The organism is Sulfuricella denitrificans skB26 (assembly GCF_000297055.2).
Lineage (GTDB): Bacteria > Pseudomonadota > Gammaproteobacteria > Burkholderiales > Sulfuricellaceae > Sulfuricella > Sulfuricella denitrificans.
The window spans coordinates 641,637-666,380 of the sequence record NC_022357.1; the positions used below are offsets into that span (position 1 = coordinate 641,637).

Sequence of the window (24,744 nt, forward strand, 5' to 3'; positions counted from 1 at the left end):
GGAAAGAACATGGGACAGAAGATTAATCCAATCGGTTTTCGGCTTGGTGTGCTCAAGAACTGGACGTCGAAGTGGTACGCAAACAGCAAGAATTTTGCAGGCATGCTGGCTGATGACATCAAGGTGCGCGATTTCCTGAAGAAGAAGCTGGCGCATGCCTCGGTGGGCAAAATCGTGATTGAACGGCCGGCGCGTAATGCCAGAATCTCGATCTTCAGTGCCCGTCCGGGGGTTGTGATTGGCAAGAAGGGCGAAGATATTGAAGCATTGAAATCACAACTGCAGAAATTGATGGGTGTGCCGGTGCACCTCAATATTGAGGAAATCCGCAAGCCTGAGATCGATTCACAATTGATCGCTGAAAATATTGCGCAGCAGCTTGAGAAACGCATCATGTTTCGTCGTGCAATGAAGCGTGCGATGCAGAATGCCATGCGTTTGGGTGCTCAAGGAATCAAAATTCAAAGTGCCGGCCGCCTTAATGGTGCTGAGATCGCGCGTACCGAATGGTATCGCGAAGGCCGTGTGCCGCTGCACACTCTGCGCGCCGATATCGACTACGGCACAGCCGAAGCGCAAACGACATACGGTATTATCGGGATCAAAGTCTGGGTCTACAAAGGCGAGACACCGGGCAAGGGTGAAACACCCGTAGTTGCAGCGGTCGAGCCGGAACGCAAACCAAGAAAGTCGGGAGCAAAACATGCTACAGCCAGCTAGAAGGAAATTCCGCAAGGAGCATAAAGGCCGCAATACCGGCATTGCGACCCGCGGTAACAAGGTCAGCTTCGGTGAGTTCGGCCTGAAGGCAATTGGCCGCGGCCGCCTGACGGCACGCCAGATCGAAGCGGCTCGTCGTGCCATGACACGTCATATCAAACGTGGTGGCCGGATCTGGATCAGGATATTCCCTGACAAGCCGATTTCCCAGAAACCTGCTGAAGTGCGGATGGGTAACGGTAAGGGCAACCCGGAGTACTATGTGGCCGAGATTCAGCCAGGTAAAGTGCTCTATGAAATGGATGGTGTGGAAGAAACACTGGCGCGCGAGGCGTTTCGCCTGGCTGCTGCCAAGTTGCCGATCCAGACTACTTTCGTAACCAGACAGTTAGGTGGTTAATAATGAAAGCCAGCGAATTAAGAGCCAAGTCAACTGAAGAGTTGAGCAAGGAGATGGTGGAACTGTTGCGCGCCCAGTTTGGCCTGCGTATGCAGATTTCTACACAGCAGAGTACCAAAGTAGATCAACTGGGCAAGGTACGCAAGGATATCGCGCGTGTACGCACACTGATCGGTGAAAAGGCGAGACAAGCATGAGCGAAGATAAAGTTTCACGCACTCTGACCGGACGCGTGGTCAGCGACAAGATGGACAAGACTGTGACCGTGCAGGTTGAGCGCAAGGTCAAGCACCCTTTGTATGGCAAGGTGATTAGTCGTTCCAAGAAGTACCATGCCCATGATGAGAAGAATGAGTACCATGAAGGTGATATGGTGACTATCGAGGAATGCCGTCCAATCGCAAAAACCAAGGCATTTCGTGTGACCGCCTTGATTGAGAAGAGCCGTTTGGTATAAAGTGCTTGCGTTTCCTTCCGGGAAGCGCTAATATCTCGCTCTTTTTGGGCGAGCGGTCCGAATAATCGGGCCGAAGCCAAAACTGACCGTCGAAGTTCGCTGCATGTAAGCAGCTCCCGGACGGATTAAGTTGGAGAAATAAATGATACAAATGCAATCTGTGCTGGATGTCGCAGATAACACTGGTGCACGCCGCGTTATGTGCATCAAGGTTTTGGGCGGCTCCAAGCGTCGTTACGCCGCCATCGGCGATGTCATCAAGGTCAGCATCAAGGATGCCGCACCACGCGGTCGCGTCAAGAAGGGTGATGTCTACAACGCAGTTGTAGTCCGCACCGCCAAAGGTGTGCGCCGTCCTGATGGTTCCCTTATCAAATTCGACGGCAATGCCGCCGTTCTGCTGAATAATAAATTGGAACCCATCGGTACCCGTATCTTCGGACCGGTTACTCGCGAACTTCGTACCGAGCGCTTCATGAAGATCGTGTCGCTGGCTCCAGAAGTTCTGTAAGGAGATTCGAGATGCGTAAAATTCGCAAAGGCGACGATGTCGTTGTGATCACCGGCAAAGACAAGGGCAGGCGTGGCCTGGTCCTGCGCATGCTGGACGAAGGTCACCTTCTCGTTGAGGGTGTCAACAAAGTTAAGAAGCACATGAAGCCGAACCCAGTTAAGGGCGTGGCCGGTGGCATCGTCGAAAAGGAGATGCCGCTTGATATCTCCAATATCGCGTTGTTTAACCCTGCTACTCAAAAAGCTGACCGGGTTGGCATCAAGGTGCTGGAGGATGGACGTAAAGTCCGCTATTTCAAATCCAACGGCGAAGTGCTGGACGCGTAAGGAATGAACATGGCTCGTTTACAGCAGTACTACAAAGATACAGTGGTCAAACAGATGATGGATCAGTTTGGCTATAAGTCGGTAATGGAAGTGCCGCAAATCGAAAAGATCACACTCAATATGGGTGTGGGCGAAGCGGTTGCAGACAAAAAAGTGATGGAACACGCCGTCGGTGACATGAAGAAAATCGCTGGTCAAAAGCCGGTGGTAACGATGTCACGCAAGTCGATTGCGGGCTTCAAAATTCGCGATAATTATCCGGTTGGCTGCATGGTGACTTTACGTCGCACTCAGATGTACGAATTCCTGGATCGCTTGGTTTCAATAGCGATACCGCGTATTCGCGACTTCCGTGGAATTTCCGGCAAGGCATTTGATGGTCGTGGTAATTACAACATGGGTATCAAAGAGCAGATCATTTTCCCGGAAATTGATTACGACAAAATTGACGCGTTGCGTGGCATGAATATCTCTATCACGACAACCGCCAAGACCGACGAAGAGGCGCGTGCGCTCCTCGCCGCGTTTAAATTCCCCTTCAAGAACTGAGGTTGGCATGGCTAAGTTATCCTTGATTAATCGTGATTTGAAGCGCCGCGAGATGGTGAAAAAATACGCCGCTAAACGTGCAGAACTGGCTGAGGCGATGAATAATGTAAAGCTCAGCGATGAAGATCGCTATGCGGCTCGCCTGAAATTTCAGCAGTTGCCTCGCGACTCCAGTCCGGTGCGCTTGCGTAACCGTTGCGCTCTGACTGGTCGGCCACGTGGTGTGTTCAGAAAGTTCGGCATGGCGCGTACCAAAGTGCGTGAGTATGCAATGCGCGGTGAAATTCCCGGCGTAGTTAAAGCCAGTTGGTAGCGGGAGAATAGTATGAGTATGAGTGATCCGATCGCCGATATGCTGACGCGTATCCGCAATGGTCAAAGTGCCACAAAAGTTAGCGTCAGTATGCCTTCCTCCAAGCTCAAGATAGCAATTGCCAAAGTGCTGAAGGAAGAAGGTTACGTTGATGATTTCGCGGTTCGCGACGAATCCGGCAAGCCTTCGCTGGAAGTACGTCTGAAATATTACGCAGGCCGTCCGGTGATCGAAAAAATCGATCGCGTAAGCCGCCCAGGACTGCGTATTTATAAAGGCAATGGCGAAATTCCTAAAGTCATGAACGGTCTGGGTGTGGCGATTGTTTCCACCTCCAGGGGTGTGATGACTGACCGCAGTGCGCGTGCAGCCGGTATCGGCGGCGAAGTGCTGTGTGTAGTGGCATAGTGAGGTAAGCGATGTCCAGAATAGCTAAAAATCCGGTGATCGTGCCGGCCGGCGTTGAGGTGACACTAAACGCTGATGAAATTACAGTCAAGGGTCCGCTCGGCACACTGAAGCAGCGCCAAAGTGGCGACGTTACGGTAGTAAAAGAGGGAGACCAGTTGCAGTGCAAAGCGGCTAACGATTCGATGCAGTCGAATGCAATGTCAGGCACCATGCGTGCGTTGCTTGCGAATATGGTTATGGGTGTGTCGAAAGGTTTCGAGCGTAAGCTGAACCTGGTCGGCGTGGGTTACCGCGCGGTTGCCAAGGGTGATGTGCTGGGTCTTTCGTTGGGGTTCTCCCATCCGGTTGACCACAAAATGCCTGAGGGTGTCGTGGTCACAACGCCTACCCAGACTGAAATCGTTTTGAAGGGCGCTGACAAGCAGCGCGTTGGTCAGGTTGCCGCTGAAATTCGTGCGTATCGCAGTCCAGAGCCTTACAAGGGCAAGGGTGTGCGTTACTCCGATGAGGTGGTGATCCTGAAAGAGACCAAGAAGAAATAGGGGCAATAGTCATGGATAAGAAACAGTCACGTCTGCGTCGGTCACGCAAAACCCGTGCCAAAATTGCAGAGCTGAAGGTGGTGCGTTTGTTGGTACATAGAACCAATTGCCATATTTATGCCCAGATCATTGATGCGAGTGGCGGTGTGGTTTTGGCTAGTGCGTCTACCGTCGAACCTGAAGTGCGCAAGGATCTGCCGAAAGGCGGCAACAAAGATGCGGCCGCTCTGGTAGGTAAACGAATCGCTGAAAAAGCAAAAGTTGCTGGCGTAGAAACCGTAGCTTTTGACCGCTCAGGCTTCCACTATCATGGTCGTGTAAAAGCGCTGGCAGAAGCTGCGCGCGAAAACGGTCTTAAATTCTAAGCGGGGTTGATGATGGCTAAATTTGAGAAAAACCAGCAAGAAGATCGCGGTGACGGCCTGCAGGAAAAAATGATTGGCGTCAATCGTGTGACCAAAGTGGTCAAGGGCGGCCGGATTATGTCCTTCGCAGCGTTGACCGTGGTTGGCGATGGTAATGGCAGTGTCGGCATGGGCAAGGGTAAATCACGTGAAGTTCCGGTCGCTGTTACAAAAGCAATGGAAGATGCACGGCGCAACATGGTCAAGGTTAACCTGAAGAAGGGCACTTTGCACCACGCCGTAATCGGACGTCATGGCGCTGCCAAGGTTTACATGCAACCGGCTTCCGAAGGTACTGGTATTATCGCCGGTGGTCCTATGCGTGCGATTTTCGAGGTGATGGGCGTGCATAACGTTCTCGCCAAGTGCATCGGCTCGACCAACTCGTACAATATTGTTCGCGCCACACTCAACGGCTTGAAGCAAATGAATACGCCGTCCGAGATTGCTGCCAAGCGCGGCAAGACTGTCGAAGAGATCATGGGGTAAGTGATGGTAAAGGCAAAAGAATCTACCACGGTAAAGGTTACTCAGGTTAAGAGTGTAATCGGCACCATCGAGTCTCACCGTGCATGTGTGCGCGGATTGGGGTTGAAGCGCATTGGTCATACGGTTGAAGTTGAAGATACGCCATCAGTTCGTGGCATGATCAACACCGTTAACTATCTGGTGAAGTGCGAGGGCTAAATGCAACTGAATACTATCAAACCTGCTGATGGCAGCAAAAAAGCAGCGAAGCGTGTTGGTCGCGGCATTGGCTCTGGCAGTGGAAAAACTTGCGGTCGTGGTCATAAGGGGCAGAAATCTCGCTCTGGTGGCTTCCACAAGGTGGGTTTTGAGGGCGGTCAAATGCCTTTGCAGCGCCGCCTTCCCAAGCGTGGCTTCGTTTCCCTGGCCAAGATACGTGGCGAAACCGCCGAGGTGCGTTTGTCGGAAATCAACAATCTACCGGTAGACACGATTGATCTGTTGGTGCTGAAGCAAGCCAATATTATTTCGGGTTCTGCGTTGAGCGTAAAAGTCTTTCTGTCCGGTGAAGTTACTCGTGCAGTGACACTGCAGGGTCTGCTTGTCACCAAGGGTGCACGTGCAGCGATTGAAGCTGCTGGCGGCAAGATCACGGAATAGGACAGATTTTGGCTATTGCAGGTAATTCGTTGCTGAGTGCGGCTGGCGCAGGCAAGTTTGGCGATCTGAAGAAGCGCTTGCTTTTTGTGCTTGCTGCCTTGGTTGTTTATCGCATCGGTACCTTTATTCCCGTACCCGGGATTGACCCGATGGCGCTTGAGTCGCTCTTCAAGACTCAGTCGGGCGGCATTCTCGGCATGTTCAACATGTTCTCGGGTGGTGCTTTGTCTCGCTTCAGCGTTTTTGCGTTGGGAATCATGCCGTATATTTCGGCCTCGATTATCATGCAGTTGATGACGGTCGTGTCGCCTCAGCTTGAACAGCTGAAGAAGGAAGGCGAAAGCGGGCGCAAGAAAATTACCCAGTACACCCGGTATGGCACGGTGTTTCTGGCTTTGTTTCAGGGTTTGGGTATTTCCATCGCGCTGGAATCCCAGCCTGGTTTGGTGATCGAGCCCGGATTGTTGTTCCGTCTCACTGCAGTGGCGACACTGGTAACCGGAACGATGTTTATTATGTGGTTGGGTGAGCAGATTACCGAGCGCGGCATTGGCAACGGTATTTCACTGATTATTTTCGCAGGTATTGCGGCTGGTTTGCCGCATGCGATTGGCGGTACACTTGAGTTGACGCGGACTGGAGCCTTCTCTATACCGCTGGTTCTGATGCTGTTTGTTGTCGCGATAGGAGTAACGGCATTCGTCGTATTCGTTGAACGCGGGCAGCGTAAGATTTTGGTGAATTATGCCAAGCGCCAGGTGGGAAATAAAATTTATGGTGGCCAGAGTTCGCATTTGCCGTTGAAGCTTAATATGTCGGGTGTGATTCCGCCGATTTTTGCCTCTAGCATAATTCTGTTCCCTGCTACACTGGCGGGCTGGTTTGGTAGCAGCGATGGGATGAGTTGGCTCAAGGATATCGGTTCATCACTCTCGCCCGGGCAGCCTTTGTATGTGATGCTTTATTCGCTAGCGATTGTGTTCTTCTGCTTCTTCTATACGGCGTTGGTGTTCAACCCTAAAGAGACTGCAGATAACCTGAAAAAAAGTGGCGCATTTGTGCCGGGCATCCGACCGGGTGATCAGACGGCACGTTATATCGACAGGATTATGTCCAGGCTGACCTTGTCGGGCGCGGTGTACATCACAACGGTATGTTTGCTACCAGAGTTCTTGATTGTGAAGTGGAATGTGCCGTTTTACTTTGGTGGCACCTCACTGTTGATTATCGTGGTGGTGACAATGGATTTTATGGCTCAGGTTCAGTCCTATCTGATGTCGCACCAATACGAGAGTTTGCTGAAAAAGGCGAGCTTCAAGGGCGGAATGGCCGGCCGCTAAGCATGTTGATAACAGGATAGAAATGTCGAAGGAAGAAACGATTGAAATGCAGGGGGAGATTCTTGAAACCCTTCCCAATGCAACCTTCCGAGTGAAATTGGAAAATGGCCATGTGGTACTTGGCCACATCTCTGGAAAAATGCGTATGCACTATATTCGCATTTTACCTGGTGATAAGGTGACGGTAGAACTCACCCCTTATGATTTATCCCGGGCACGGATCACTTTCCGCGCCAAGTAACAAAGTTTTATCAGGAGAAAACAATGAGAGTCCGAGCCTCAATTAAACGGCTGTGCCGCCACTGCAAAATGGTTAAACGCCATGGCGTGCTGCGCGTCATTTGTACAGATCCACGCCATAAACAACGTCAAGGTTGATTGTGTCGCTCGGAACTGTTAAAATTTCCGACTTTTTCTAAATCAGTCATTTGCTGGGAGTAAGTGCATGGCCCGCATCGCTGGGGTAAATATCCCTAACCATCAACACACCGTTATCGCTTTAACTGCGATTTACGGCATTGGCCGTACCCGCGCACAGAAAATTTGTGCGACGGCAGGCATCATTACCTCGACCAAGATTAAAGATCTTAGCGACAGCGAGATGGAAAAGCTGCGCGACGAGGTGGGTAAGGTTACGGTAGAAGGTGACTTGCGCCGTGAGGTTTCCATGAACATCAAGCGATTGATGGATCTTGGTTGCTATCGTGGTGTGCGTCATCGTCGCGGTTTGCCGGTTCGCGGTCAGCGCACTCGTACCAATGCTCGCACTCGCAAAGGTCCACGCAAAGCTGTTCGTGCAACCAAATAATTGGTTGCCACACGAGGAATAAATTATGGCTAAGACAAACGTCCGAGTACGCAAAAAAGTTAAAAAGAATGTGGCTGAAGGAATTGCCCACGTTCACGCGTCCTTTAATAACACTATCATTACCATTACCGATCGTCAGGGTAACGCCTTGAGCTGGGCAACATCGGGAGGTGCTGGTTTCCGCGGTTCGCGCAAGAGCACGCCGTTTGCTGCCCAGGTTGCGGCAGAAGCTGCAGGTAAAGCAGCTCAGGAATACGGTGTGAAGAATCTTGAAGTCAGAATTAAAGGACCCGGACCAGGGCGCGAGTCTGCAGTACGCGCACTGAATGGGGTCGGTTTCAAGATTACATCCATTGCTGACGTAACCCCCGTTCCCCATAACGGTTGCCGTCCGTCCAAGAAGCGCCGCATCTAACAGCAGCGCCGTTAATATTTAGCAGGAGATAAACCTTGGCTGTCAATCTTGATCCCAAATGCCGCCAGTGCCGCCGTGAAGGCGAAAAGCTGTTTCTGAAAGGCGAGAAGTGCTTTACTGATAAGTGTGGCATTGAACGCCGCAGCTACGCGCCAGGCCAGCATGGTCAGAAGCAGGTGCGCTTGTCGGACTACGGCGTGCAATTGCGCGAGAAGCAGAAAGTTCGTCGTATCTATGGTGTGCTTGAGCGTCAGTTTCGCGGTTACTACGCGATTGCGGACCGTAGCAAGGGTGTGACCGGCGAGAGCCTGCTACAGCTTCTGGAATGCCGTCTGGACAACGTGGTTCATCGTATGGGCTTCGGCGTGTCCCGCCGCGAGTCGCGCCAGATCGTGCGTCATAATGGCATTTTGGTAAATGGTCGCCGCGTGAATATCCCGTCTTATCAGGTCAAGGCTGGCGACGTTGTAGAAGTTGCCGAAAAGTCGAAGGCTCAACTGCGTATCAAAGCAGCGGTTGAAGCCGCCGAGCAGCGCGGTTTCCCCGAATGGATCGAAGTGGATGTGAAGGCGCTGAAGGGCGTGTATAAAGCCAAGCCACAGCGTACCGAGTTGCCCTCAACCATCAACGAGCATCTCGTGGTTGAGTTGTACTCGAAGTAATCACTGAACCATTTTAAATAGAGGATCCAGCATGCAAAGCAGTGCTACCGAACTTCTGAAGCCACGTGTTGTAGATGTTGAAGCGGCGTCGCCCGTTCGTGCCCGTATTTCCATGGAGCCGTTTGAGCGTGGCTACGGCCATACGCTGGGTAACGCCCTGCGCCGTATTTTGCTGTCTTCAATGCCTGGCTATGCCATCACCCAAGTCAAGATCGAGGGTGTGGTGCATGAGTATTCGACCATAGATGGCGTGCAGGAAGACGTGGTCGACATCCTGCTCAACCTTAAAGGCATTGCACTGAAGCTGCATAACCGCTCTGAAGCTACCCTGGTTCTGTCGAAAAAGGGTGAAGGCGTGGTGACTGCTGCTGACATCGAAACTGGTCACGATGCTGAGATTGTCAACCCGGATCATGTGATTGCTCACATTACCAAGGGTGGCAAGCTCGACATGGAAATCAAAATCGAGCAGGGCCGAGGTTATCAGCCTGTCACTGCACGGCGTGTTGCCGAAGAGGAACGCAGTATCGGTACGATTCTGCTGGATGCTTCGTTCAGCCCGGTTCGCCGTGTCAGTTATGCAGTTGAAAGTGCTCGCGTTGAGCAGCGTACCGACTTGGACAAGCTGGTTGTCGACATCGAGACCAATGGCGTAGTCGATCCTGAAGAAGCGATTCGTTATGCCGCGCGTATTTTGGTTGATCAGTTGTCCGTGTTTGCCGAACTGAAAGGCACACCGGCCGAGATCGAGGCCCCCCGCGCACCGCAGGTCGACCCGATTTTGCTGCGTCCAGTCGATGATCTGGAACTCACTGTGCGTTCTGCCAATTGTCTGAAGGCGGAAAACATTTATTACATCGGTGATCTGATTCAGCGCACCGAGAACGAGTTGCTGAAGACCCCTAATCTGGGACGGAAGTCGCTGAACGAAATCAAGGATGTACTCGCCTCCAAGGGGCTGACTTTGGGCATGAAGCTGGAAAACTGGCCGCCCGTCGGTCTGGGTGAGCGTGCATAAAGTTAGTTCGTGGAATACGAAACAAGGGAAGGATAGATCATGCGTCACCGTTTAGGACTTAGAAAACTCAATCGCACCAGCAGCCACCGTCTGGCGATGTTGCGCAATATGACCAACTCGCTGTTGCGCCATGAAGCCATTACCACTACGCTGCCGAAGGCGAAAGAACTGCGCCGTGTTGCCGAGCCTATGATCACTTTGGGCAAGAAGCCGTCACTAGCCAACCGTCGCATGGCTTTTGACCGTCTGCGTGACCGTGAGATGGTCGGTAAGCTGTTCGACACACTCGGCCCGCGCTACCAGAACCGTAATGGCGGCTACCTGCGTATTCTTAAGTGCGGCTTCCGTCAGGGCGACAATGCCCCGATGGCGATCGTTGAACTGATGGATCGTCCTGCTGCTGATACTGAAGGCGTAGTCGCCTAACCGCGTACTCAGCCTTAAATGAAAAAAGCCAGGTGTTTACCTGGCTTTTTTTATTTTCCTATGCGAGCAGTCCGGCTAGATATCGCCCGGTAAAACTTTCCGGAGTTTCTGCGACTTGCTCTGGGGTGCCTGCGGCAATAATCTGCCCGCCGCCTACGCCGCCTTCCGGCCCGAGGTCGACGACCCAGTCCGCAGTCTTGATCACGTCCAGATTATGCTCGATCACCACCACGGTGTTGCCGTTGTCACGCAGCTTATGCAGTACTTTCAGAAGTAACTCGATATCGTGGTAATGCAAGCCGGTTGTAGGCTCGTCCAGAATATATAGGGTACGGCCCGTGTCGCGCTTGCTTAGCTCCAGAGATAGCTTCACCCGTTGCGCCTCCCCGCCTGACAGGGTGGTCGCGCTTTGTCCCAGTGTAATATAGCCCAGTCCGACGTCAAGCAGCGTGGAGAGCTTTCTTGCCACCACCGGCACCGGGCTGAAGAATTCGTGCGCCTGCTCTACCGTCATCGCCAGGATTTCGTGGATATTCTTTCCCTTATACTGGATTTCCAGGGTCTCGCGGTTGTAGCGCTTGCCGTGGCAAACGTCGCAGGGAACGTAGATATCGGGTAGAAAGTGCATTTCCACCTTGATTACGCCATCGCCTTCACAAGCCTCGCAGCGACCTCCCTTGACGTTGAAGGAAAAGCGTCCCGGGCCGTAGCCACGTTCACGTGCCTGCGGTACGCCGGCGAACAGGTCACGAATCGGCGTGAACAGTCCGGTGTAGGTGGCCGGATTGGAGCGCGGGGTACGCCCGATCGGGCTTTGGTCAACGTCGATAACCTTGTCATAGAACTCCAGTCCTTGCAGATCACCGTAAGGTGCCGGCTCTGTAGCCGATCCGTAGAGGTGGCGAGACACTGCGCGGTACAGGGTGTCATTGACCAACGTGGATTTGCCTGAGCCGGAAACGCCCGTGACACACACGAACAGCCCAACCGGCAGTTCAAGTGTGGTGCTTTTAAGATTGTTGCCAGTGGCGCCTGACAGAAGCAGCATGCGCTTGGGGTCGGGCTTGTGTCGATTTTTCGGGACCTCGATGCAACGCTTGCCGCTAAGGTACAGGCCGGTGAGCGAGGCGGGGTTGGCCTTGATCTCGTCCGGGGTGCCTTCCGCTACGACTTCGCCGCCGTGTACGCCAGCGCCGGGGCCGATGTCTACCACGTGGTCGGCGGTCAGAATGGCGTCGGTATCATGCTCAACCACGATGACGGTATTACCCATGTCGCGCAGGTGCTTGAGGGTGGTGAGCAGACGGTCATTGTCGCGCTGGTGCAGACCGATAGAAGGTTCATCCAGTACGTACATCACGCCTGTCAGTCCGGAGCCGATCTGGCTCGCCAGACGGATGCGCTGCGCCTCGCCACCGGACAAGGTATTGGCCGAACGGTCGAGCGACAGGTAATCCAGCCCGACATTGTTGAGGAAGCGGATCCGCGCTGCGATTTCCTTGATGATGCGTTCGGCAATAGCTTGTTTCTGCCCGTCGAATTCCAGAGTCGCAAAAAAGTCATAAGTCTGTTTCAGCGGCAGGCGACCGACTTCGAATAGCGCCTTTCCACCCACCAGTACGTGGCGCGCTTCGGCGCGCAGCCGGGTGCCCTCGCAATCGGGGCAAAGGCAGTAATTGATATATTTTGCCAGTTCCTCGCGTACAGTTGCCGAGTCGGTTTCGTGGTGGCGCCGTTCGAAATTAGTGATGATGCCTTCAAACGGATGGCTGCGCGGCTGCATGCCGCCTTTCTCACCCAGGTACTTGAAACTGACCGACTCTTTTCCGCTGCCGTAGAGAAGGATGTGCTGGATGGTCTCAGGAAGTTCCTCGAAAGGGGTCTCGAGGTCGAAGCCGTAGTGCATTGCCAGGCTTTGCAGCATCTGGAAGAAGAACTGGTTGCGTTTGTCCCAGCCTTTGACCGCGCCCGAGGCCAGGCTCAGATGGGGAAAGGCGGCGATACGCTTGGGGTCGAAGAAGCTGACCTGGCCCAGTCCGTCGCACTTGGGGCAGGCACCCATTGGATTGTTGAAGGAAAACAGTCGCGGTTCAAGCTCCGGCAGGGAATAGCTGCATACCGGACAGGAAAATTTAGCCGAGAACAGGTGTTCCTTGCCCGAGTCCATTTCCAAGGCTAGCGCCTTTCCGTCCGAATGGCGCAGCGCAGTTTCGAAAGATTCTGCCAGACGCTGCTTGGCGTCGGCGCGAACCTTGAGACGGTCCACCACGATGTCGACGGTGTGCTTCCTGTTCTTGTCCAGTTTGGGCAGCGCATCGATTTCATGTACTTTGCCGTCGATTCGCAGGCGCACGAAACCCTGTGCGCGCAACTCGTCGAACAGGTCGACCTGCTCTCCCTTGCGGCCCACGACGGTGGGCGAGAGGATCATCAGTTTGGTGTCTTCGGGCAGCGCCATGACCGTGTCCACCATCTGGGAAATGCTCTGGGCGGAAAGCAGGATATGGTGCTCGGGGCAATAAGGGTCGCCGACGCGGGCATAGAGAAGGCGCAGGTAGTCATGGATTTCAGTGACGGTGCCGACGGTTGAGCGCGGGTTGTGGCTGGTGGCCTTTTGCTCGATCGAAATCGCCGGCGACAAGCCTTCGATCAAATCCACGTCGGGCTTTTCCATACGCTGCAGAAACTGGCGCGCGTAGGCTGAAAGCGACTCGACGTAGCGGCGCTGCCCTTCGGCGTAAAGCGTGTCGAAAGCCAGCGAGGATTTTCCTGAACCGGACAGGCCGGTGATGACCACCAGTTTGTCGCGTGGAATGTCGAGACTGATGTTTTTCAGGTTGTGGGTGCGGGCACCGCGGATTTTGATCAGGTCCATGAGTTTGTGCAGAGCAAAAGGCAACCTGCTACTATACGCAACTTCAACGTTCGACCTCAACTTTATATGCACGTTCCCGACAAGATGAACCCAACTGAACTCCGCGCCAGCGTGGGGCTGGCCGGGATATTCGGTCTTCGGATGCTGGGCATGTTCCTGATCCTGCCGGTGTTTGCCATTTATGCCCATGGACTGCCTGGCGGCAACAGCCAGACCCTGATTGGCCTGGCGCTTGGCGCCTACGGCCTGACTCAGGCCATACTGCAATTGCCTTTCGGCATGGCATCCGATCGCTGGGGGCGAAAGCGGGTAATCTATTTTGGCCTGCTGCTGTTCGTTATCGGCAGCTTTGTCGCCGCTTCCGCCACTGATATTTACATGGTGATCGTGGGGCGTTCCATCCAGGGCGCGGGCGCAATTTCCGCCGCCATCACCGCGCTGCTCGCCGACCTGACGCGGGAAGAGCATCGCACCAAGGCCATGTCGATGATCGGCGCCACGATCGGTCTGGCGTTTGCCGCATCGATGGCGCTTGGGCCGTTGCTGTACCAGGCGATAGGCGTGCCCGGCATATTCGAGCTTACCGGCGTACTGGCGCTGGCGGCGATGGGGGTGGTTTACGCGGTCATTCCCGACCCCAGGGACAGTCATTTCCATTCCGATGCCGGTGTTGCTCCTGCGCGTCTGAGTGATGTGCTGCATGATGGCCAGTTGTTGCGCCTTGATTTTGGTATCTTTGCCCTGCACGCTGCGCAAATGGCGATGTTCGTGGTGATTCCGTTTGCTCTCAGGGAAACCGGCGGCATGCCGGAAGCCCAGCACTGGAAAATCTACCTGCCGGTGATGCTGGGGGCATTCGCTTTCATGGTGCCGGCGATCATATACAGCGAGAAGAAAGCCAAGCACAAGCCGGTTTTTGTTTTCGCCGTGGCCCTGCTGCTGCTGTCGCAACTGTTGATGACGATGCTGATTCAGAGCTTCTGGTGCATCGTGGCGATGCTGCTGCTGTTCTTCATCGCCTTCAATATTCTCGAAGCGAGCCTGCCCTCGCTGATTTCCAGGCTTGCTCCGGCGCGTTCCAAGGGGACGGCCATGGGCGTGTATAATACGTCCCAGTCGCTCGGCTTGTTTGCCGGTGGCGTGGCAGGCGGATTGCTTTCCCATTATGCCGGTCAGTGGTCGGTGTTTGCGTTTGGCGGCGCAATCAGCGCGCTTTGGCTGGTGTTGGCCGTCAGCATGAAAACGCCGCCCGCAGTGCGCACGCGGATGTTCCATGTCGAGCCAATGTCCGCCGAGGCCGCGCGCGAACTGTCTCGCCGGTTGATAGGTCTGGACGGGGTGATGGAAGCGATCGTCGACCCCGAGGAAGGCGCCGCCTACCTCAAGGTGGAAATGGCGGGTTGGGATGAAGAGGGCGTTACTAAATTAATTGAGGGGGGAGCGTGAAATGGCATCAGTGAACAAGGCAATTATTATCGGTAACCTGGGGAAAGACCCTGAAATGCGCTACATGCCATCGGGGGATGCAATCTGTAACTTCAGCCTTGCAACCACCGACTCATGGAAAGACAAGAACGGCGAAAAGCAGGAAAAAACAGAATGGCACCGGATCTCGATGTTCGGAAAGCTGGCGGAAATCGCTGGGGAATACCTGAAGAAAGGCAGCCAGGTTTATGTCGAAGGCCGCATTCAAACCCGCAAGTGGACTAACAAGGAAGGGCAAGACCAGTACACCACGGAGATCGTTGCCGACAAGATGCAGATGCTGGGTGGCCGCAGCGGTGGTGGTGGCAACAGCTTCGAAGTGGTGGAAAAGCCTGCTGCCAGCGCTAGCAGTGCGAAATCGGCAGCAAAAAGCGGCGGCGACTTCGATAATTTCGAGGACGATATTCCGTTTTAGAATATACCTAGTCTGATTATGTAAACATAAGGCCAGCATTTGCTGGCCTTTTTTCATGCGGCGATACCGCTGCGGTCATTATTACTCAGTCTCGCGGATCATGCTTAAGGCCACGGCCTCGGCCACCTTGATGCCATCTACTGCTGCTGAAAGAATGCCTCCGGCGTAGCCCGCACCCTCTCCCGCAGGAAAGAGTCCCCGCGTATTCAGGCTCTGGTAATCGTCGTTGCGCTTGATGCGGATGGGGGATGAGGTGCGCGTTTCCACGCCGGTCAGTACGGCGTCGTGCATGGAAAACCCCTTGATCTGTTTCTCGAAGGCGGGGATGGCCTCGCGTATCGCCTCTATGGCGTAATCCGGCAGAGCAGTGCTGAGATCGCACAAATGCACACCGGGCGTATAGGAAGGCTGTACCGAGCCGAACGCCGTGGAAGGTTTGCCCGCGAGAAAGTCACCTACCAATTGCCCCGGTGCCTGGTAATTCCGGCCTCCCAGCTCGAACGCCCGCTCCTCCCAGTGACGCTGGAAGGCTATGCCCGCCAGAGGGTCGCCCGGGTAATCGGCTGGAGTAATGTCGACTACGATGCCGCTGTTGGCGTTGCGTTCGCTGCGCGAATATTGGCTCATGCCGTTGGTCACGACCCGGCCCGGCTCCGATGCGGCCGCCACCACCTGGCCGCCCGGACACATGCAGAAACTGTAGACCGAACGACCGTTGCTGCAGTGATGGACCAGCTTGTAATCGGCTGCGCCCAGCAGTGGGTTGCCGGCGTTCTTGCCGAAACGGCAGGTGTCGATCAGTGACTGCGGATGCTCGATGCGAAAGCCGATGGAAAAGGGTTTGGCCTCGATATAAACGCCCCGGTCATAGAGCATCTGGAACGTGTCGCGCGCGCTGTGGCCGACCGCCAGTACGACATGATCGGCTTTGATGTGCTCGCCATTGGTGAGCACCACGCCGCGCACCTGGCCGTTTTCGATTTCGAGATCGTCCACCCGGCTCTGGAAACGAATTTCCCCGCCGAGCGATTCGATGGTTGCGCGCATTATTTCCACCATCGACACCAGCCTGAAGGTGCCGATGTGCGGCTTGCTCACATACAGGATTTCCGGCGGTGCGCCGGCCTTGATGAATTCCGTCAGCACTTTCTTGCCATGGTGCATCGGGTCCTTGATCTGGCTGTGGAGCTTGCCGTCGGAAAAGGTACCCGCACCGCCTTCGCCGAACTGCACATTGGATTCCGGGTTGAGCTTGCCTTCACGCCACAGGCTGAATGTGTCCTTGGTGCGCTCGCGCACCGCCTTCCCGCGCTCCAGAATGATCGGGCGGAACCCCATCTGCGCCAGTATCAGCCCGGCAAACAACCCCGCCGGACCCGTGCCGATCACCACCGGACGCGAAGACAGATTGGCCGGCGCCTGCGCAACGAAGTGGTAGCTGGTATCTGGGGTGAGGGAGAGATGCCGGTCCTTTTTCTGGCGCTTGAGTATCCCCGGCTCGTTTTTCACCTCGATATCCAGCGTGTAGACAAACAAAATTGCTTCCGGCTTGCGGGCGTCTTGGCCGCGGCGGGCGATCGAATAGCTGACCAGATCCTCTGCTGTAATGCCCAGCCGCTTGAGTATGGCGGCTTTGATCGCGCCTTCGGGATGGTCGAGGGGGAGTTTAACTTCAGTCAATCGCAACATGCTGGGTATTCCGGAAAATTCTGCTGGGGAACGGGCTGATGGGATGTCATTCTACCCGACCCTGATTTTTCCTACGAGGGCTCTGGAAAGTGCTGGCCCGGGAGCGTCGCTACGGCAAACATGAAGTAGCCGTCGGCGAAGGGTATAATAAGCTTTTGATAAATAGTTGATTACGTATGTCTATTAAGTGGTTCCCCGGTCACATGGTCTCCGCCCGTAAAAAAGCGGCTGAAACCATGGAGAAAATTGATCTTGTCATCGAGGTGCTGGATGCCCGTCTGCCCGAGGCAAGTTGCAATCCGATGATCAAAGAGCTGCGCGTGCATCGCCAGCGCCCCTGCCTGAAAATCCTCAACAAAGCCGATCTGGCAGACCCCGCAGTCACCCAGGCCTGGCTCAACTTCTACAACCGGCAGAAGGACGTCAAGGCCGTGGCGCTGTCCTGCAAGAAGCCGGGTGACGTCGCCAAAGTGCCCGGCCTGTGCGAAGCCCTCGCCCCCCATCGTGGCACCAACCTCAAGCCCCTGCGCATGATGATCATGGGCATCCCCAACGTCGGCAAGTCCACCCTGATGAATGCGCTGTTGAATCGCCGGGTGGCGGCAGTAGGCGACGAACCGGCTGTAACCAAGAACCAGCAGCGGCTGGAGCTGAATTCGCGTATGTCGCTGGTTGATACGCCGGGCCTGATGTGGCCGCGCATCGAGCACGACAGCGATGGCTACATGCTGGCCGCCAGCCATGCGATAGGCCGCAATGCCGTCATCGACGAAGAAGTGGCCGCCTTCCTGGGTGACCTCCTGATCGATCGCTATCCCACCCTGCTAGGTGCCCGTTACGGCTGCACGGTGGAAGGGATGGATGGCGTTGCCGTCATCGAAGCTGTCGCCAAAAAGCGCGGTTTCCGTCTCAAGGGTGGCGAGCCGGACCTGGAAAAGGCCGCGCTTATTCTGTTGAAAGACTATCGTACCGGCGCGTTGGGCCGCATCAGCCTTGAATCGCCGGAAACCCGCGCTGCCATGATCAAGGCGCATGCCCCTGTGAAAGTGGAAGAGCCGGAATCCGACCTGTCGGCATCTGCTCCCCAGTCATGAGCACTTCACCCATCCGAATCTACCATAATCCCCGCTGCTCCAAGAGCCGCTCGGCCTGCGCGCTGATCGCCGAAAATGGCATTGCCGCCGAAGTGGTGGAATACCTCCAGACACCGCCCTCCAAGAAAGAGCTTCGTGCCTTGTTGAAAAAGCTGGGCATGAAGCCGGACGAACTCGTGCGCCAGGGTGAAGCGGAATTCAAGGAATTTTATGCGGGCCGGACACTCACTGACGAGGAATGGCTGGATGCCATGGTGGCGCACCCGATCCTGATCGAGCGGCCCATCGTAGTCTGCGGCGACAAAGCCATCGTGGCGCGGCCGCCGGAGAGGGTGCTGGAATTGCTGTAACGCGGAATGGGCTCGCTTGCCGGGCAGGCCCCGTTGTCAGGCTAAATTACCGGTTCCAGCTGGTCACGGGGTCACCAGCAGCCACGAAGTCTTGCAATCAATTGCGCGCTTTTCAAATACTCCCAAATAGCATACATTGTATGACTGAAAGCCCCTGAAATTCTGTTGTCTGCACGTAATGCACGCAACAAGTGCAGCAAGAATTAACCGAGCCTGACCTATAGATTCAGCATGCCAATAAGCTATACTGCGCTTAATGACGCACGGGTTTTAACCTGTCGGATAAATTTAAAGACGCTCTGGATGAAAATTCAATTCCTGTAAATAAATTATGGAAAAACGTTCCTTAACTCGTTTTGCTGTGAGCCTGGATGCTGTGTGCAGTGCACCCGGTATGGGGCACTGCACAGTTGAAATTCGGGACTTTAGCCTCGGTGGTGTATTTGTATCCTACGATCCTTCTTTTGATACAAAGCAAGCTCAAAAATTTCAGCTTGTTAATGGAAATTTCATAGAGATTCGCTGCACGGTTCCCGCACTACCTGACGAGAAGACGCTATTGTTTCAAGGGCGTGTGGTTCGTGCGGACCGAACCGGTGCGGGCATCGCTTTTGTTGAACCCGACCTTGGTTCACTGCATCTCTTGCATGATTTTGCAAAACAGTTCCGGCCAAGCCAGCCCTTTCAGCCAGCCAAGAGTACATCCCCCGCCGAGGCGCCCAAGGTAAATGGGCACGCTTTGCTGCTTGTATGCCAGCAGTTGGCTGAAAAGTGTGTTCAGCCAATAATCAATTCTTTTTTTGAGAAAGTAACCAATCGCCTGGTTGCCGTGGCTGAAGAGGTTCAGAACTTTATTGATAAAAATGCTTATTACGAGGCATTGAGTATTTTCAATGAGCAGGAAAATACGTTCAAGCGCGAATTTGCAGTACAGATGAAAAAGCAACTTGATCCATTTGTTGACCACGCCAAAAAGTCTTCAAGCCAGCCAGAGCGGGAGTTTTCGGAGTTTACACTTGCACTTGTCGAAGAGGATGAGTTTGAGGAATGGTTGGCTTATTCGGAAATGGCAAGAAAACTCGAAGCGGAGTTTCAAGGCCAATTGCATGAGCTTAACCATCGCTTAAATATTCTGGTAAATGAATCTGTTGATAAGGAAACCAATCCATTTGCTCCTGGCTCATTCGGCAAGGGGTTTCAGGATACGCTGAAGACTGTTGCTGTGGATAGCAAAGTACTTCAAGTCAGCTATGCGACATTCAAGGAAGTGCTGTCTGCCTCATTAGGTGAGATGTACGACAATATCAATAAATATCTGAATGAGAACGGTGTAAAGCTGGATTTAAAAAATCAATATAAAATCAAAGCCTCCGGTGAGGGTGCTCCACGACCAACCACAGAAATTCAGCAACCGGCAGAGAAGTCTTTTCTGCAATCCCCTTTGTCTACCGAGAAGGGCGAGCCTGTCCCCGACAATCAGAAGGATGATGGCGGCGTCTCGACTGGCCGTAGCCAAAGCGATATTACCCCCGGGGGTAAGTCAGCTCCGCAGGACTGGTATAGCCTGGTGAAGTACTTGGGAAATCTGCAGCAAAACGTAGCGCAACAGGGAGGGTATCAACCAGCTGGAATGGGGCAACCGCAGCTTGTCGGAGGTGGCTCTGTGGCAAACGTGACCCAGAATCAGCTGTTTTACACGCCGAATGAGCTGCTTTCAGCATTGTCTCGCGTTCATTTTTCAGAAAAGCTGCAGCCTTTTGCCGGGGGTTTCCAGCAGGACGTTAAATCACAGCTGATGTCAGTACTGTCACATGGGAACGAGGATGGTGAAAATAAGCAACTGCCAGAGCGAGAAGGACGAATTCTGGATATTGCGGGAAACCTGTTCGATTCTGTTCTGGAAGATAAGTTGGTTGCGAATAATGTAAGGCCTTGGCTGCAACAATTCTCCATTCCTATAGTCAAGATGGCGCTTCAGGATGATTCGCTTTTTTCTGATAAGTCTCATCTTGCACGCCAGGTGATCAACAGCCTTGCGCAACTGGAATTGTATGGTGAGGATGGCGGCGATATGGGCAATAATGCCGTAAGAAAAAGGATCAATCAGCTTATTGCTGAGGTTACAGATGCAGAAGAAGTTACGCCTCAGCTATTTGAGAAGATGTTGAATAGTTTTAGGTTGCTGATTCGGCTTCAGGACAAGGCTTACAAGGAAAACCTGGAGGATGTGTATGTTGCTTGTGAAGAGGAGCAGCGGATCAGTGCAACCAATGGTGCAAACAACGTTGCTGCGGGTTCATCTGATAGTAAACAGGAAAAATCGCCGGGAGCACCGGCGTCTGAAGATGATGGATTGTTAGAATGGAAAAAACAGGTTCGTCGACTTAAGGTTGGCGACTGGATTTTGTTTGATGATCCTATTGCTCCTCAGCGTCGGCGCTTGGCGTGGATTTCCAAGAGTTCTGAAAGATTTGTCTTCGTGAATGTGAAGGGTTTGAAAGAGTTGACCCTGAGCCAGACTGAGCTTGCGAAGCAATTACGGAGTGGCACGTCAGTTGTCCTGGATGACGGCGGAGAACCGTTGATTGATCGCGCTCAAACAGCCATGCTGCAAAAGATGCACCGTCAGCTTTTGCATGAATCGACGCATGATCAATTAACTGGCTTGATTAACCGGCGTGAATTTGAAAGGTTCCTGGCTCAGGCACTGGTAAGTTCACAGCAATTGAATCAACATCACGCAATCTGTTACATCGATCTGGACCAATTTAGCGTGGTCAACAACACGTTTGGTTACGGCGGTGGAGATCGATTGCTGGTAGAGGTGACAAAGCTACTGAAGGATGAGTTGGGCGATCGTGGCATGGTTGCCCGTATAGGGGGCGATGAATTTGGCATGCTGCTTGAAAACTGTACAGTTGAAGAGGTGCTGGAAATTACCGCTCGGCAGAAGGCGGCTATTACAAATTATCGATTTATCAGCGATGAAAAAAGTCTTGCGATATCTTTCAGTGCAGGGCTCGTCGCAATAGAGCCGGAGAGTGACAGTGTGGCTACGCTTTTGCAGGCGGCAGAAGCGAGTTGTCGCAGTGCACGTGGCAAAGGAACCAACTACGTCCAAGTGTACAACCCGGATGACGAGGGAATGTCCCGTCACAAGCATGCCGTCGAGTGGGTAACAAAAATTGATGAAGCCCTGGATAATGATTCCCTGGTGCTTCGCTATCAACCGATTGCACGAATATCCAGAAAAAATCCTCTGTTACATCATGCTGAAATATTGTTAGGCGTACCGGATGAGCAAGGAAACCTTATCTCTCCTGTGGATTTCATCTTTGCTGCGGAGAGTTTCCGGCGAATGGTCGCTGTTGATCGCTGGGTGGTTCAAAACGTATTCCGCTGGATGGGAACCCATGGTCGAGAGTTGGAAAAAGTGGGTGGATTTGCGATTAATTTGTCCGGGGCATCCTTGAATGAAGAAGGATTTATTGATTTCGTCCTTGAGCAAGCAAAGATTTTAAAGGTGCCAATGGAAAAGGTCTGCTTCGAAGTGACTGAAACCGCAGGAATTGCGAATCTTTCCAATGCCTCGGAGTTTATTCTGGAGGTTAAGAAAACTGGCTGTACATTTGCATTGGATGATTTTGGCAGTGGCTTGTCATCGTATGCCTACTTGAAGAATCTGCCGGTAGACTTTTTGAAAATTGACGGTGCATTCGTCAAGAATATGGACTCAAATCCCTATGACTATGCGGTAGTGAAATCCATTACTGAAATTGGACACTTCATGGGGAAAGGGATTATTGCCGAATACGTGGAAAATGAAAGCATACTTAATATGCTACGCGAAATCGGCGTAGATTATGCGCAAGGATATGTCATCGGAAAGCCGCTCGTCTTGAGTTCGCTGGCAGCCTGATTCTGGCATTCGTTCATACAAAATTCCGGACGCCCTCCGGGTCGGTTCTAACATCACAACCGCCTTAACCATCGCGCAGAGCGCGTCAATCCGTAGGCTGGAATTCGTGGAATGCCCCCTGTAATCAGAGACTCGCATTGGCGTGTAGCCGTCGCTCCTCGATACAGTCGCTGTCGCCTACCTGATAGTCATGGCAGATCATCGGGCGGTGTTCGTAAATCGTGCACAGCATGGTGTTCCTGTCCAAGGCTGCACACCAGCCATCGTCAAGGCGCGCCATGACCCATCCGTCCCACTGGTCGCGTTCCGTCAATTCAGGCGGAATGTCGTCGTCACCCATCAGCATCACCTCTAGCCGGCAGCAGCAGGCTTTACACGAGGTGCACGATATGACTGGGCTATCGCCTGCATCGTTGGTATTGCTTTCTGCAAACAGTTTCAAATTGCCCCGCCTTCCTTCAACTCGCTCTTGACGTAGGCATAATAAACCGGCGCAGCGACCAGCCCTGGCAGGCCGAATGCCGCTTCCATGACGAGCATGGCGGTCAGCAGTTCCCAGGCGTTGGCTTTGATTTGAGAACCGACGATTTTGGCGTTGAGGAAGTATTCCAACTTGTGAATGCTCACCAGGAAGAGCAGCGAGGTCATCGCCATCTGGAAGGAGTGGCCGAGGCTGACGATGACGATGGCGGTATTCGACAGGATGTTGCCGAGGATGGGGATCAGGCCGGCGACGAAGGTGACGACGACCAGGGTGCTGGCGAAAGGGAGGTTGACGCCAGCCTGCGGCAGCACGACACCCAGGTAAATCCAGGTGAGGAAGGAGTTCAAAGCTGCGATTTTCATTTGGGCGAAGACGATGTTGCGGAATGCATCGCTGAATTTAACGGCGCGTTCTGTCAGGGCGGTAACAAAGGGCTTTCGAACTTCGATGGCAACCATTTCATAGAGTGAAAGCATGGCGCCGATGACCATTCCGATCAGCACATGGGCTAGAGTATGGCCAGCTTCCTTGCCCATGATTTTCAGTTCGCCGGAGTGCCCGCGCAGCCATTCTGCAAGATAGACTTTCAGCGCATCACCATCATGGGGCAGAGCGCTATAAATCCATTCGGGAAGGGATGATCGGGATGATTCCAGAATTTCTGCCAGCTTTTTCATGAAGGCGGCGGGGCCGCCACTTTCGGCGCGCAGGATGGTAAGAATGCCGATGACGCCAGCCACGAGCAGAGTGATCACCAGTCCGGAAACCAGGATGACGGACAGGATTTTGGCGTTTCTTCCGGACAGCTTGGCGATTGCGAGCCGGGCGGCAATAAGGTGGATCAGGTGGTAAACCAGCAGGCCGACCAGCAGCGCAGGTAGCAGCTTGAGCTTGAGTATCAGAAGCAGGGCAAGGGCAGTTAGCAGCCATGAGGCTTGGCGATGGGTGAGGGTCATTGATTGTGCATGTTTGGACAGGGCTGATGATCGGCCATTATCGCCTTAAATGGCATAAGTCGCACGGGTTCGCGGTGCTATGCCTTGCAAAATGGGGAAATCACCCCATATTAAGCAGCGTCGTTTCAGAAGCATTTGAGATATAATCCTGTTTTTTGGAGGGTACCATGCCAATTTACGAATATCGTTGTTCTTCTTGCGGTTTCCAGAAGGAATACATACAGAAAATGAGCGATGCGCCGCTCACCGCTTGCCCCGAGTGCAAGCAGGAGTCTTTCGCCAAGATGTTGTCCGCCGCCGGCTTCCAGCTCAAGGGTAGCGGCTGGTATCAGACCGATTTCAAAGGCGGTTCCAAGCCCAAGGAAGAGACCAAGGCTGCCGCGCCCTCCTGTTGCGCTGGCGGAAGCTGCGCCAGCTAGATGACCAAGCGTTATTTCCTCACCGGGCTGCTGATCTGGGTGCCGCTTGGCATCACCGTTTGGGTATTGAAGCTGCTGATCGGCAGCATGGATCAGAGCCTGCTGCTGCTGCCTTTTTCGTTTCGGCCGGAAAGCTGGCTGGGCATGTCCCTGCCGGGCCTGGGCACGATCCTGACGATAGGTGTGATCCTGCTCACCGGCATGCTGACCACGAACATCGTCGGACAGCGCCTGATCCAGTTCTGGGAAAGCGTGCTGGCACGCATTCCGGTGGTGAAGTCGATCTATTACAGCGTCAAGCAGGTCAGCGATACGCTGTTTTCAGGCAGCGGTGAGGCTTTCCGCAAGGTGTTGCTGGTGCGTTACCCCCACCCCGAGGCGTGGTCGCTGGCATTCCAGACCAATCTGCCCCGGGATGTCGGTTCCAGTCTGGACGGCGAATATGTGGGTGTGTTCGTTCCGACCACGCCCAGCCCGGTCAACGGGTTTTATTTCTTCGTCAAAAAAAGCGAGACCATCGAAGTCGGAATCAGCGTGGATGATGCCTTGAAGTACATCATCTCGATGGGGGTGGTGACATCTGCCGACAAGGAATCTCCCGCCCGGGTCTATCCGGGCAATTGAA

The 24,744-nt window shown here is 53.7% G+C and carries 33 protein-coding genes; 29 read left to right on the forward strand and 4 right to left on the reverse strand.

Annotated features, from left to right (window positions below):
- Positions 1–9 precede the first annotated feature (9 nt).
- The 22 genes from rpsC (at position 10) to rplQ (ending at position 10,433) form a co-directional block, all read left to right on the forward strand.
- Positions 10–720, forward strand: a complete 711-nt coding sequence (gene rpsC / locus SCD_RS03135) for a 30S ribosomal protein S3 (RefSeq protein ID WP_009206579.1) — start codon at positions 10–12, stop codon at positions 718–720.
- Positions 704–1,120 carry a 50S ribosomal protein L16 gene (gene rplP, locus SCD_RS03140; protein ID WP_009206578.1) on the forward strand — a complete coding sequence of 139 codons (417 nt, stop codon included), beginning with the start codon at positions 704–706 and terminating at the stop codon, positions 1,118–1,120. The genes rpsC and rplP overlap by 17 nt, the downstream gene beginning before the upstream one ends.
- Positions 1,121–1,122: 2 nt before the next feature.
- Entirely contained in the window at positions 1,123–1,317 is a 195-nt protein-coding gene (gene rpmC, locus SCD_RS03145; protein WP_009206577.1) for a 50S ribosomal protein L29, read from the forward strand.
- Complete coding sequence (gene rpsQ / locus SCD_RS03150) at positions 1,314–1,577, forward strand: 30S ribosomal protein S17 (protein WP_009206576.1); 264 nt, start codon at positions 1,314–1,316, stop codon at positions 1,575–1,577. Before rpmC ends, rpsQ begins: the two co-directional genes overlap by 4 nt.
- Before the next feature lie 142 nt (positions 1,578–1,719).
- A complete protein-coding gene (gene rplN, locus SCD_RS03155) occupies positions 1,720–2,088 on the forward strand; it encodes a 50S ribosomal protein L14 (RefSeq protein ID WP_009206575.1) in 369 nt (122 codons plus the stop codon).
- Between the two features lie 11 nt (positions 2,089–2,099).
- A complete protein-coding gene (gene rplX, locus SCD_RS03160; RefSeq protein WP_009206574.1) occupies positions 2,100–2,417 on the forward strand; it encodes a 50S ribosomal protein L24 in 318 nt (105 codons plus the stop codon).
- Positions 2,418–2,426: 9 nt separating this feature from the next.
- Positions 2,427–2,966, forward strand: a complete 540-nt coding sequence (gene rplE / locus SCD_RS03165; protein ID WP_009206573.1) for a 50S ribosomal protein L5 — start codon at positions 2,427–2,429, stop codon at positions 2,964–2,966.
- Positions 2,967–2,973: 7 nt separating this feature from the next.
- Positions 2,974–3,279: a 30S ribosomal protein S14 gene (gene rpsN / locus SCD_RS03170; protein WP_009206572.1), complete on the forward strand. Its 306-nt coding sequence runs from the start codon at positions 2,974–2,976 to the stop codon at positions 3,277–3,279.
- A gap of 12 nt (positions 3,280–3,291) precedes the next feature.
- Positions 3,292–3,687 carry a 30S ribosomal protein S8 gene (gene rpsH / locus SCD_RS03175; RefSeq protein WP_009206571.1) on the forward strand — a complete coding sequence of 132 codons (396 nt, stop codon included), beginning with the start codon at positions 3,292–3,294 and terminating at the stop codon, positions 3,685–3,687.
- A gap of 11 nt (positions 3,688–3,698) precedes the next feature.
- Entirely contained in the window at positions 3,699–4,232 is a 534-nt protein-coding gene (rplF, locus tag SCD_RS03180; protein ID WP_009206570.1) for a 50S ribosomal protein L6, read from the forward strand.
- Between the two features lie 11 nt (positions 4,233–4,243).
- Positions 4,244–4,597, forward strand: coding sequence for a 50S ribosomal protein L18 (rplR, locus tag SCD_RS03185; RefSeq protein ID WP_009206569.1), 354 nt, complete (start codon positions 4,244–4,246; stop codon positions 4,595–4,597).
- A 12-nt stretch (positions 4,598–4,609) separates the two neighbouring features.
- Positions 4,610–5,125 (forward strand): 30S ribosomal protein S5, encoded by a 516-nt coding sequence (gene rpsE / locus SCD_RS03190; RefSeq protein WP_009206568.1) that lies wholly within the window; start codon positions 4,610–4,612, stop codon positions 5,123–5,125.
- Between the two features lie 3 nt (positions 5,126–5,128).
- Positions 5,129–5,323, forward strand: coding sequence for a 50S ribosomal protein L30 (gene rpmD, locus SCD_RS03195; RefSeq protein ID WP_009206567.1), 195 nt, complete (start codon positions 5,129–5,131; stop codon positions 5,321–5,323).
- A complete protein-coding gene (gene rplO, locus SCD_RS03200; RefSeq protein WP_009206566.1) occupies positions 5,324–5,764 on the forward strand; it encodes a 50S ribosomal protein L15 in 441 nt (146 codons plus the stop codon).
- 8 nt (positions 5,765–5,772) lie between these two features.
- Positions 5,773–7,104 carry a preprotein translocase subunit SecY gene (gene secY, locus SCD_RS03205; RefSeq protein ID WP_009206565.1) on the forward strand — a complete coding sequence of 444 codons (1,332 nt, stop codon included), beginning with the start codon at positions 5,773–5,775 and terminating at the stop codon, positions 7,102–7,104.
- Positions 7,105–7,126: 22 nt separating this feature from the next.
- Positions 7,127–7,345, forward strand: a complete 219-nt coding sequence (infA, locus tag SCD_RS03210; RefSeq protein ID WP_009206564.1) for a translation initiation factor IF-1 — start codon at positions 7,127–7,129, stop codon at positions 7,343–7,345.
- Between the two features lie 23 nt (positions 7,346–7,368).
- Positions 7,369–7,482, forward strand: a complete 114-nt coding sequence (rpmJ, locus tag SCD_RS16040) for a 50S ribosomal protein L36 (protein ID WP_084607421.1) — start codon at positions 7,369–7,371, stop codon at positions 7,480–7,482.
- Positions 7,483–7,549: 67 nt separating this feature from the next.
- Positions 7,550–7,912 (forward strand): 30S ribosomal protein S13, encoded by a 363-nt coding sequence (rpsM, locus tag SCD_RS03215; protein ID WP_009206563.1) that lies wholly within the window; start codon positions 7,550–7,552, stop codon positions 7,910–7,912.
- A 25-nt stretch (positions 7,913–7,937) separates the two neighbouring features.
- Complete coding sequence (gene rpsK / locus SCD_RS03220) at positions 7,938–8,327, forward strand: 30S ribosomal protein S11 (RefSeq protein WP_009206562.1); 390 nt, start codon at positions 7,938–7,940, stop codon at positions 8,325–8,327.
- Positions 8,328–8,362: 35 nt separating this feature from the next.
- The gene (gene rpsD, locus SCD_RS03225) at positions 8,363–8,989 is read left to right on the forward strand and encodes a 30S ribosomal protein S4 (protein ID WP_009206561.1); all 627 of its coding nucleotides are present in this window, start codon (positions 8,363–8,365) and stop codon (positions 8,987–8,989) included.
- Positions 8,990–9,020: 31 nt separating this feature from the next.
- Entirely contained in the window at positions 9,021–10,007 is a 987-nt protein-coding gene (locus SCD_RS03230; RefSeq protein WP_009206560.1) for a DNA-directed RNA polymerase subunit alpha, read from the forward strand.
- Positions 10,008–10,046: 39 nt separating this feature from the next.
- Positions 10,047–10,433 (forward strand): 50S ribosomal protein L17, encoded by a 387-nt coding sequence (rplQ, locus tag SCD_RS03235; protein ID WP_009206559.1) that lies wholly within the window; start codon positions 10,047–10,049, stop codon positions 10,431–10,433.
- Between the two features lie 58 nt (positions 10,434–10,491).
- On the opposite strand, the gene uvrA is transcribed toward rplQ, so the two are convergent.
- Positions 10,492–13,308 carry an excinuclease ABC subunit UvrA gene (gene uvrA / locus SCD_RS03240; protein WP_041673648.1) on the reverse strand — a complete coding sequence of 939 codons (2,817 nt, stop codon included), beginning with the start codon at positions 13,306–13,308 and terminating at the stop codon, positions 10,492–10,494.
- 84 nt (positions 13,309–13,392) lie between these two features.
- On the opposite strand from uvrA, the gene SCD_RS03245 reads away from it, so the two are divergent.
- Both SCD_RS03245 and ssb read left to right on the forward strand, forming a co-directional pair.
- The gene (locus SCD_RS03245) at positions 13,393–14,754 is read left to right on the forward strand and encodes an MFS transporter (RefSeq protein WP_173391739.1); all 1,362 of its coding nucleotides are present in this window, start codon (positions 13,393–13,395) and stop codon (positions 14,752–14,754) included.
- Between the two features lies 1 nt (position 14,755).
- A complete protein-coding gene (ssb, locus tag SCD_RS03250; protein WP_009206556.1) occupies positions 14,756–15,208 on the forward strand; it encodes a single-stranded DNA-binding protein in 453 nt (150 codons plus the stop codon).
- Between the two features lie 81 nt (positions 15,209–15,289).
- Here the strand turns inward: ssb and SCD_RS03255 are convergent, their stop codons facing one another.
- Positions 15,290–16,897, reverse strand: a complete 1,608-nt coding sequence (locus SCD_RS03255) for an NAD(P)/FAD-dependent oxidoreductase (RefSeq protein ID WP_009206555.1) — start codon at positions 16,895–16,897, stop codon at positions 15,290–15,292.
- A 176-nt stretch (positions 16,898–17,073) separates the two neighbouring features.
- Here SCD_RS03255 and ylqF point away from each other — a divergent pair, with 176 nt between their 5' ends.
- The 3 genes from ylqF to SCD_RS15560 all read left to right on the forward strand — a co-directional run bounded on the left by ylqF (position 17,074) and on the right by SCD_RS15560 (position 22,260).
- Positions 17,074–17,991, forward strand: a complete 918-nt coding sequence (gene ylqF, locus SCD_RS03260) for a ribosome biogenesis GTPase YlqF (RefSeq protein ID WP_009206554.1) — start codon at positions 17,074–17,076, stop codon at positions 17,989–17,991.
- Entirely contained in the window at positions 17,988–18,341 is a 354-nt protein-coding gene (gene arsC / locus SCD_RS03265; RefSeq protein ID WP_009206553.1) for an arsenate reductase (glutaredoxin), read from the forward strand. Before ylqF ends, arsC begins: the two co-directional genes overlap by 4 nt.
- A gap of 331 nt (positions 18,342–18,672) precedes the next feature.
- Complete coding sequence (locus tag SCD_RS15560) at positions 18,673–22,260, forward strand: DUF1631 family protein (protein ID WP_009206552.1); 3,588 nt, start codon at positions 18,673–18,675, stop codon at positions 22,258–22,260.
- 124 nt (positions 22,261–22,384) lie between these two features.
- Here SCD_RS15560 and SCD_RS03280 read toward each other — a convergent pair whose 3' ends face one another.
- Together SCD_RS03280 and SCD_RS03285 are read right to left on the reverse strand one after the other, a co-directional pair.
- Positions 22,385–22,702, reverse strand: a complete 318-nt coding sequence (locus tag SCD_RS03280; protein WP_232504428.1) for a YkgJ family cysteine cluster protein — start codon at positions 22,700–22,702, stop codon at positions 22,385–22,387.
- Positions 22,699–23,700 (reverse strand): AI-2E family transporter, encoded by a 1,002-nt coding sequence (locus SCD_RS03285; protein ID WP_009206550.1) that lies wholly within the window; start codon positions 23,698–23,700, stop codon positions 22,699–22,701. The genes SCD_RS03280 and SCD_RS03285 overlap by 4 nt, the downstream gene beginning before the upstream one ends.
- A 167-nt stretch (positions 23,701–23,867) precedes the next feature.
- Here SCD_RS03285 and SCD_RS03290 point away from each other — a divergent pair, with 167 nt between their 5' ends.
- Positions 23,868–24,119: an FmdB family zinc ribbon protein gene (locus tag SCD_RS03290; protein ID WP_041673304.1), complete on the forward strand. Its 252-nt coding sequence runs from the start codon at positions 23,868–23,870 to the stop codon at positions 24,117–24,119.
- Positions 24,120–24,743 (forward strand): DUF502 domain-containing protein, encoded by a 624-nt coding sequence (locus SCD_RS03295; RefSeq protein WP_009206548.1) that lies wholly within the window; start codon positions 24,120–24,122, stop codon positions 24,741–24,743.
- Position 24,744 lies beyond the last annotated feature (1 nt).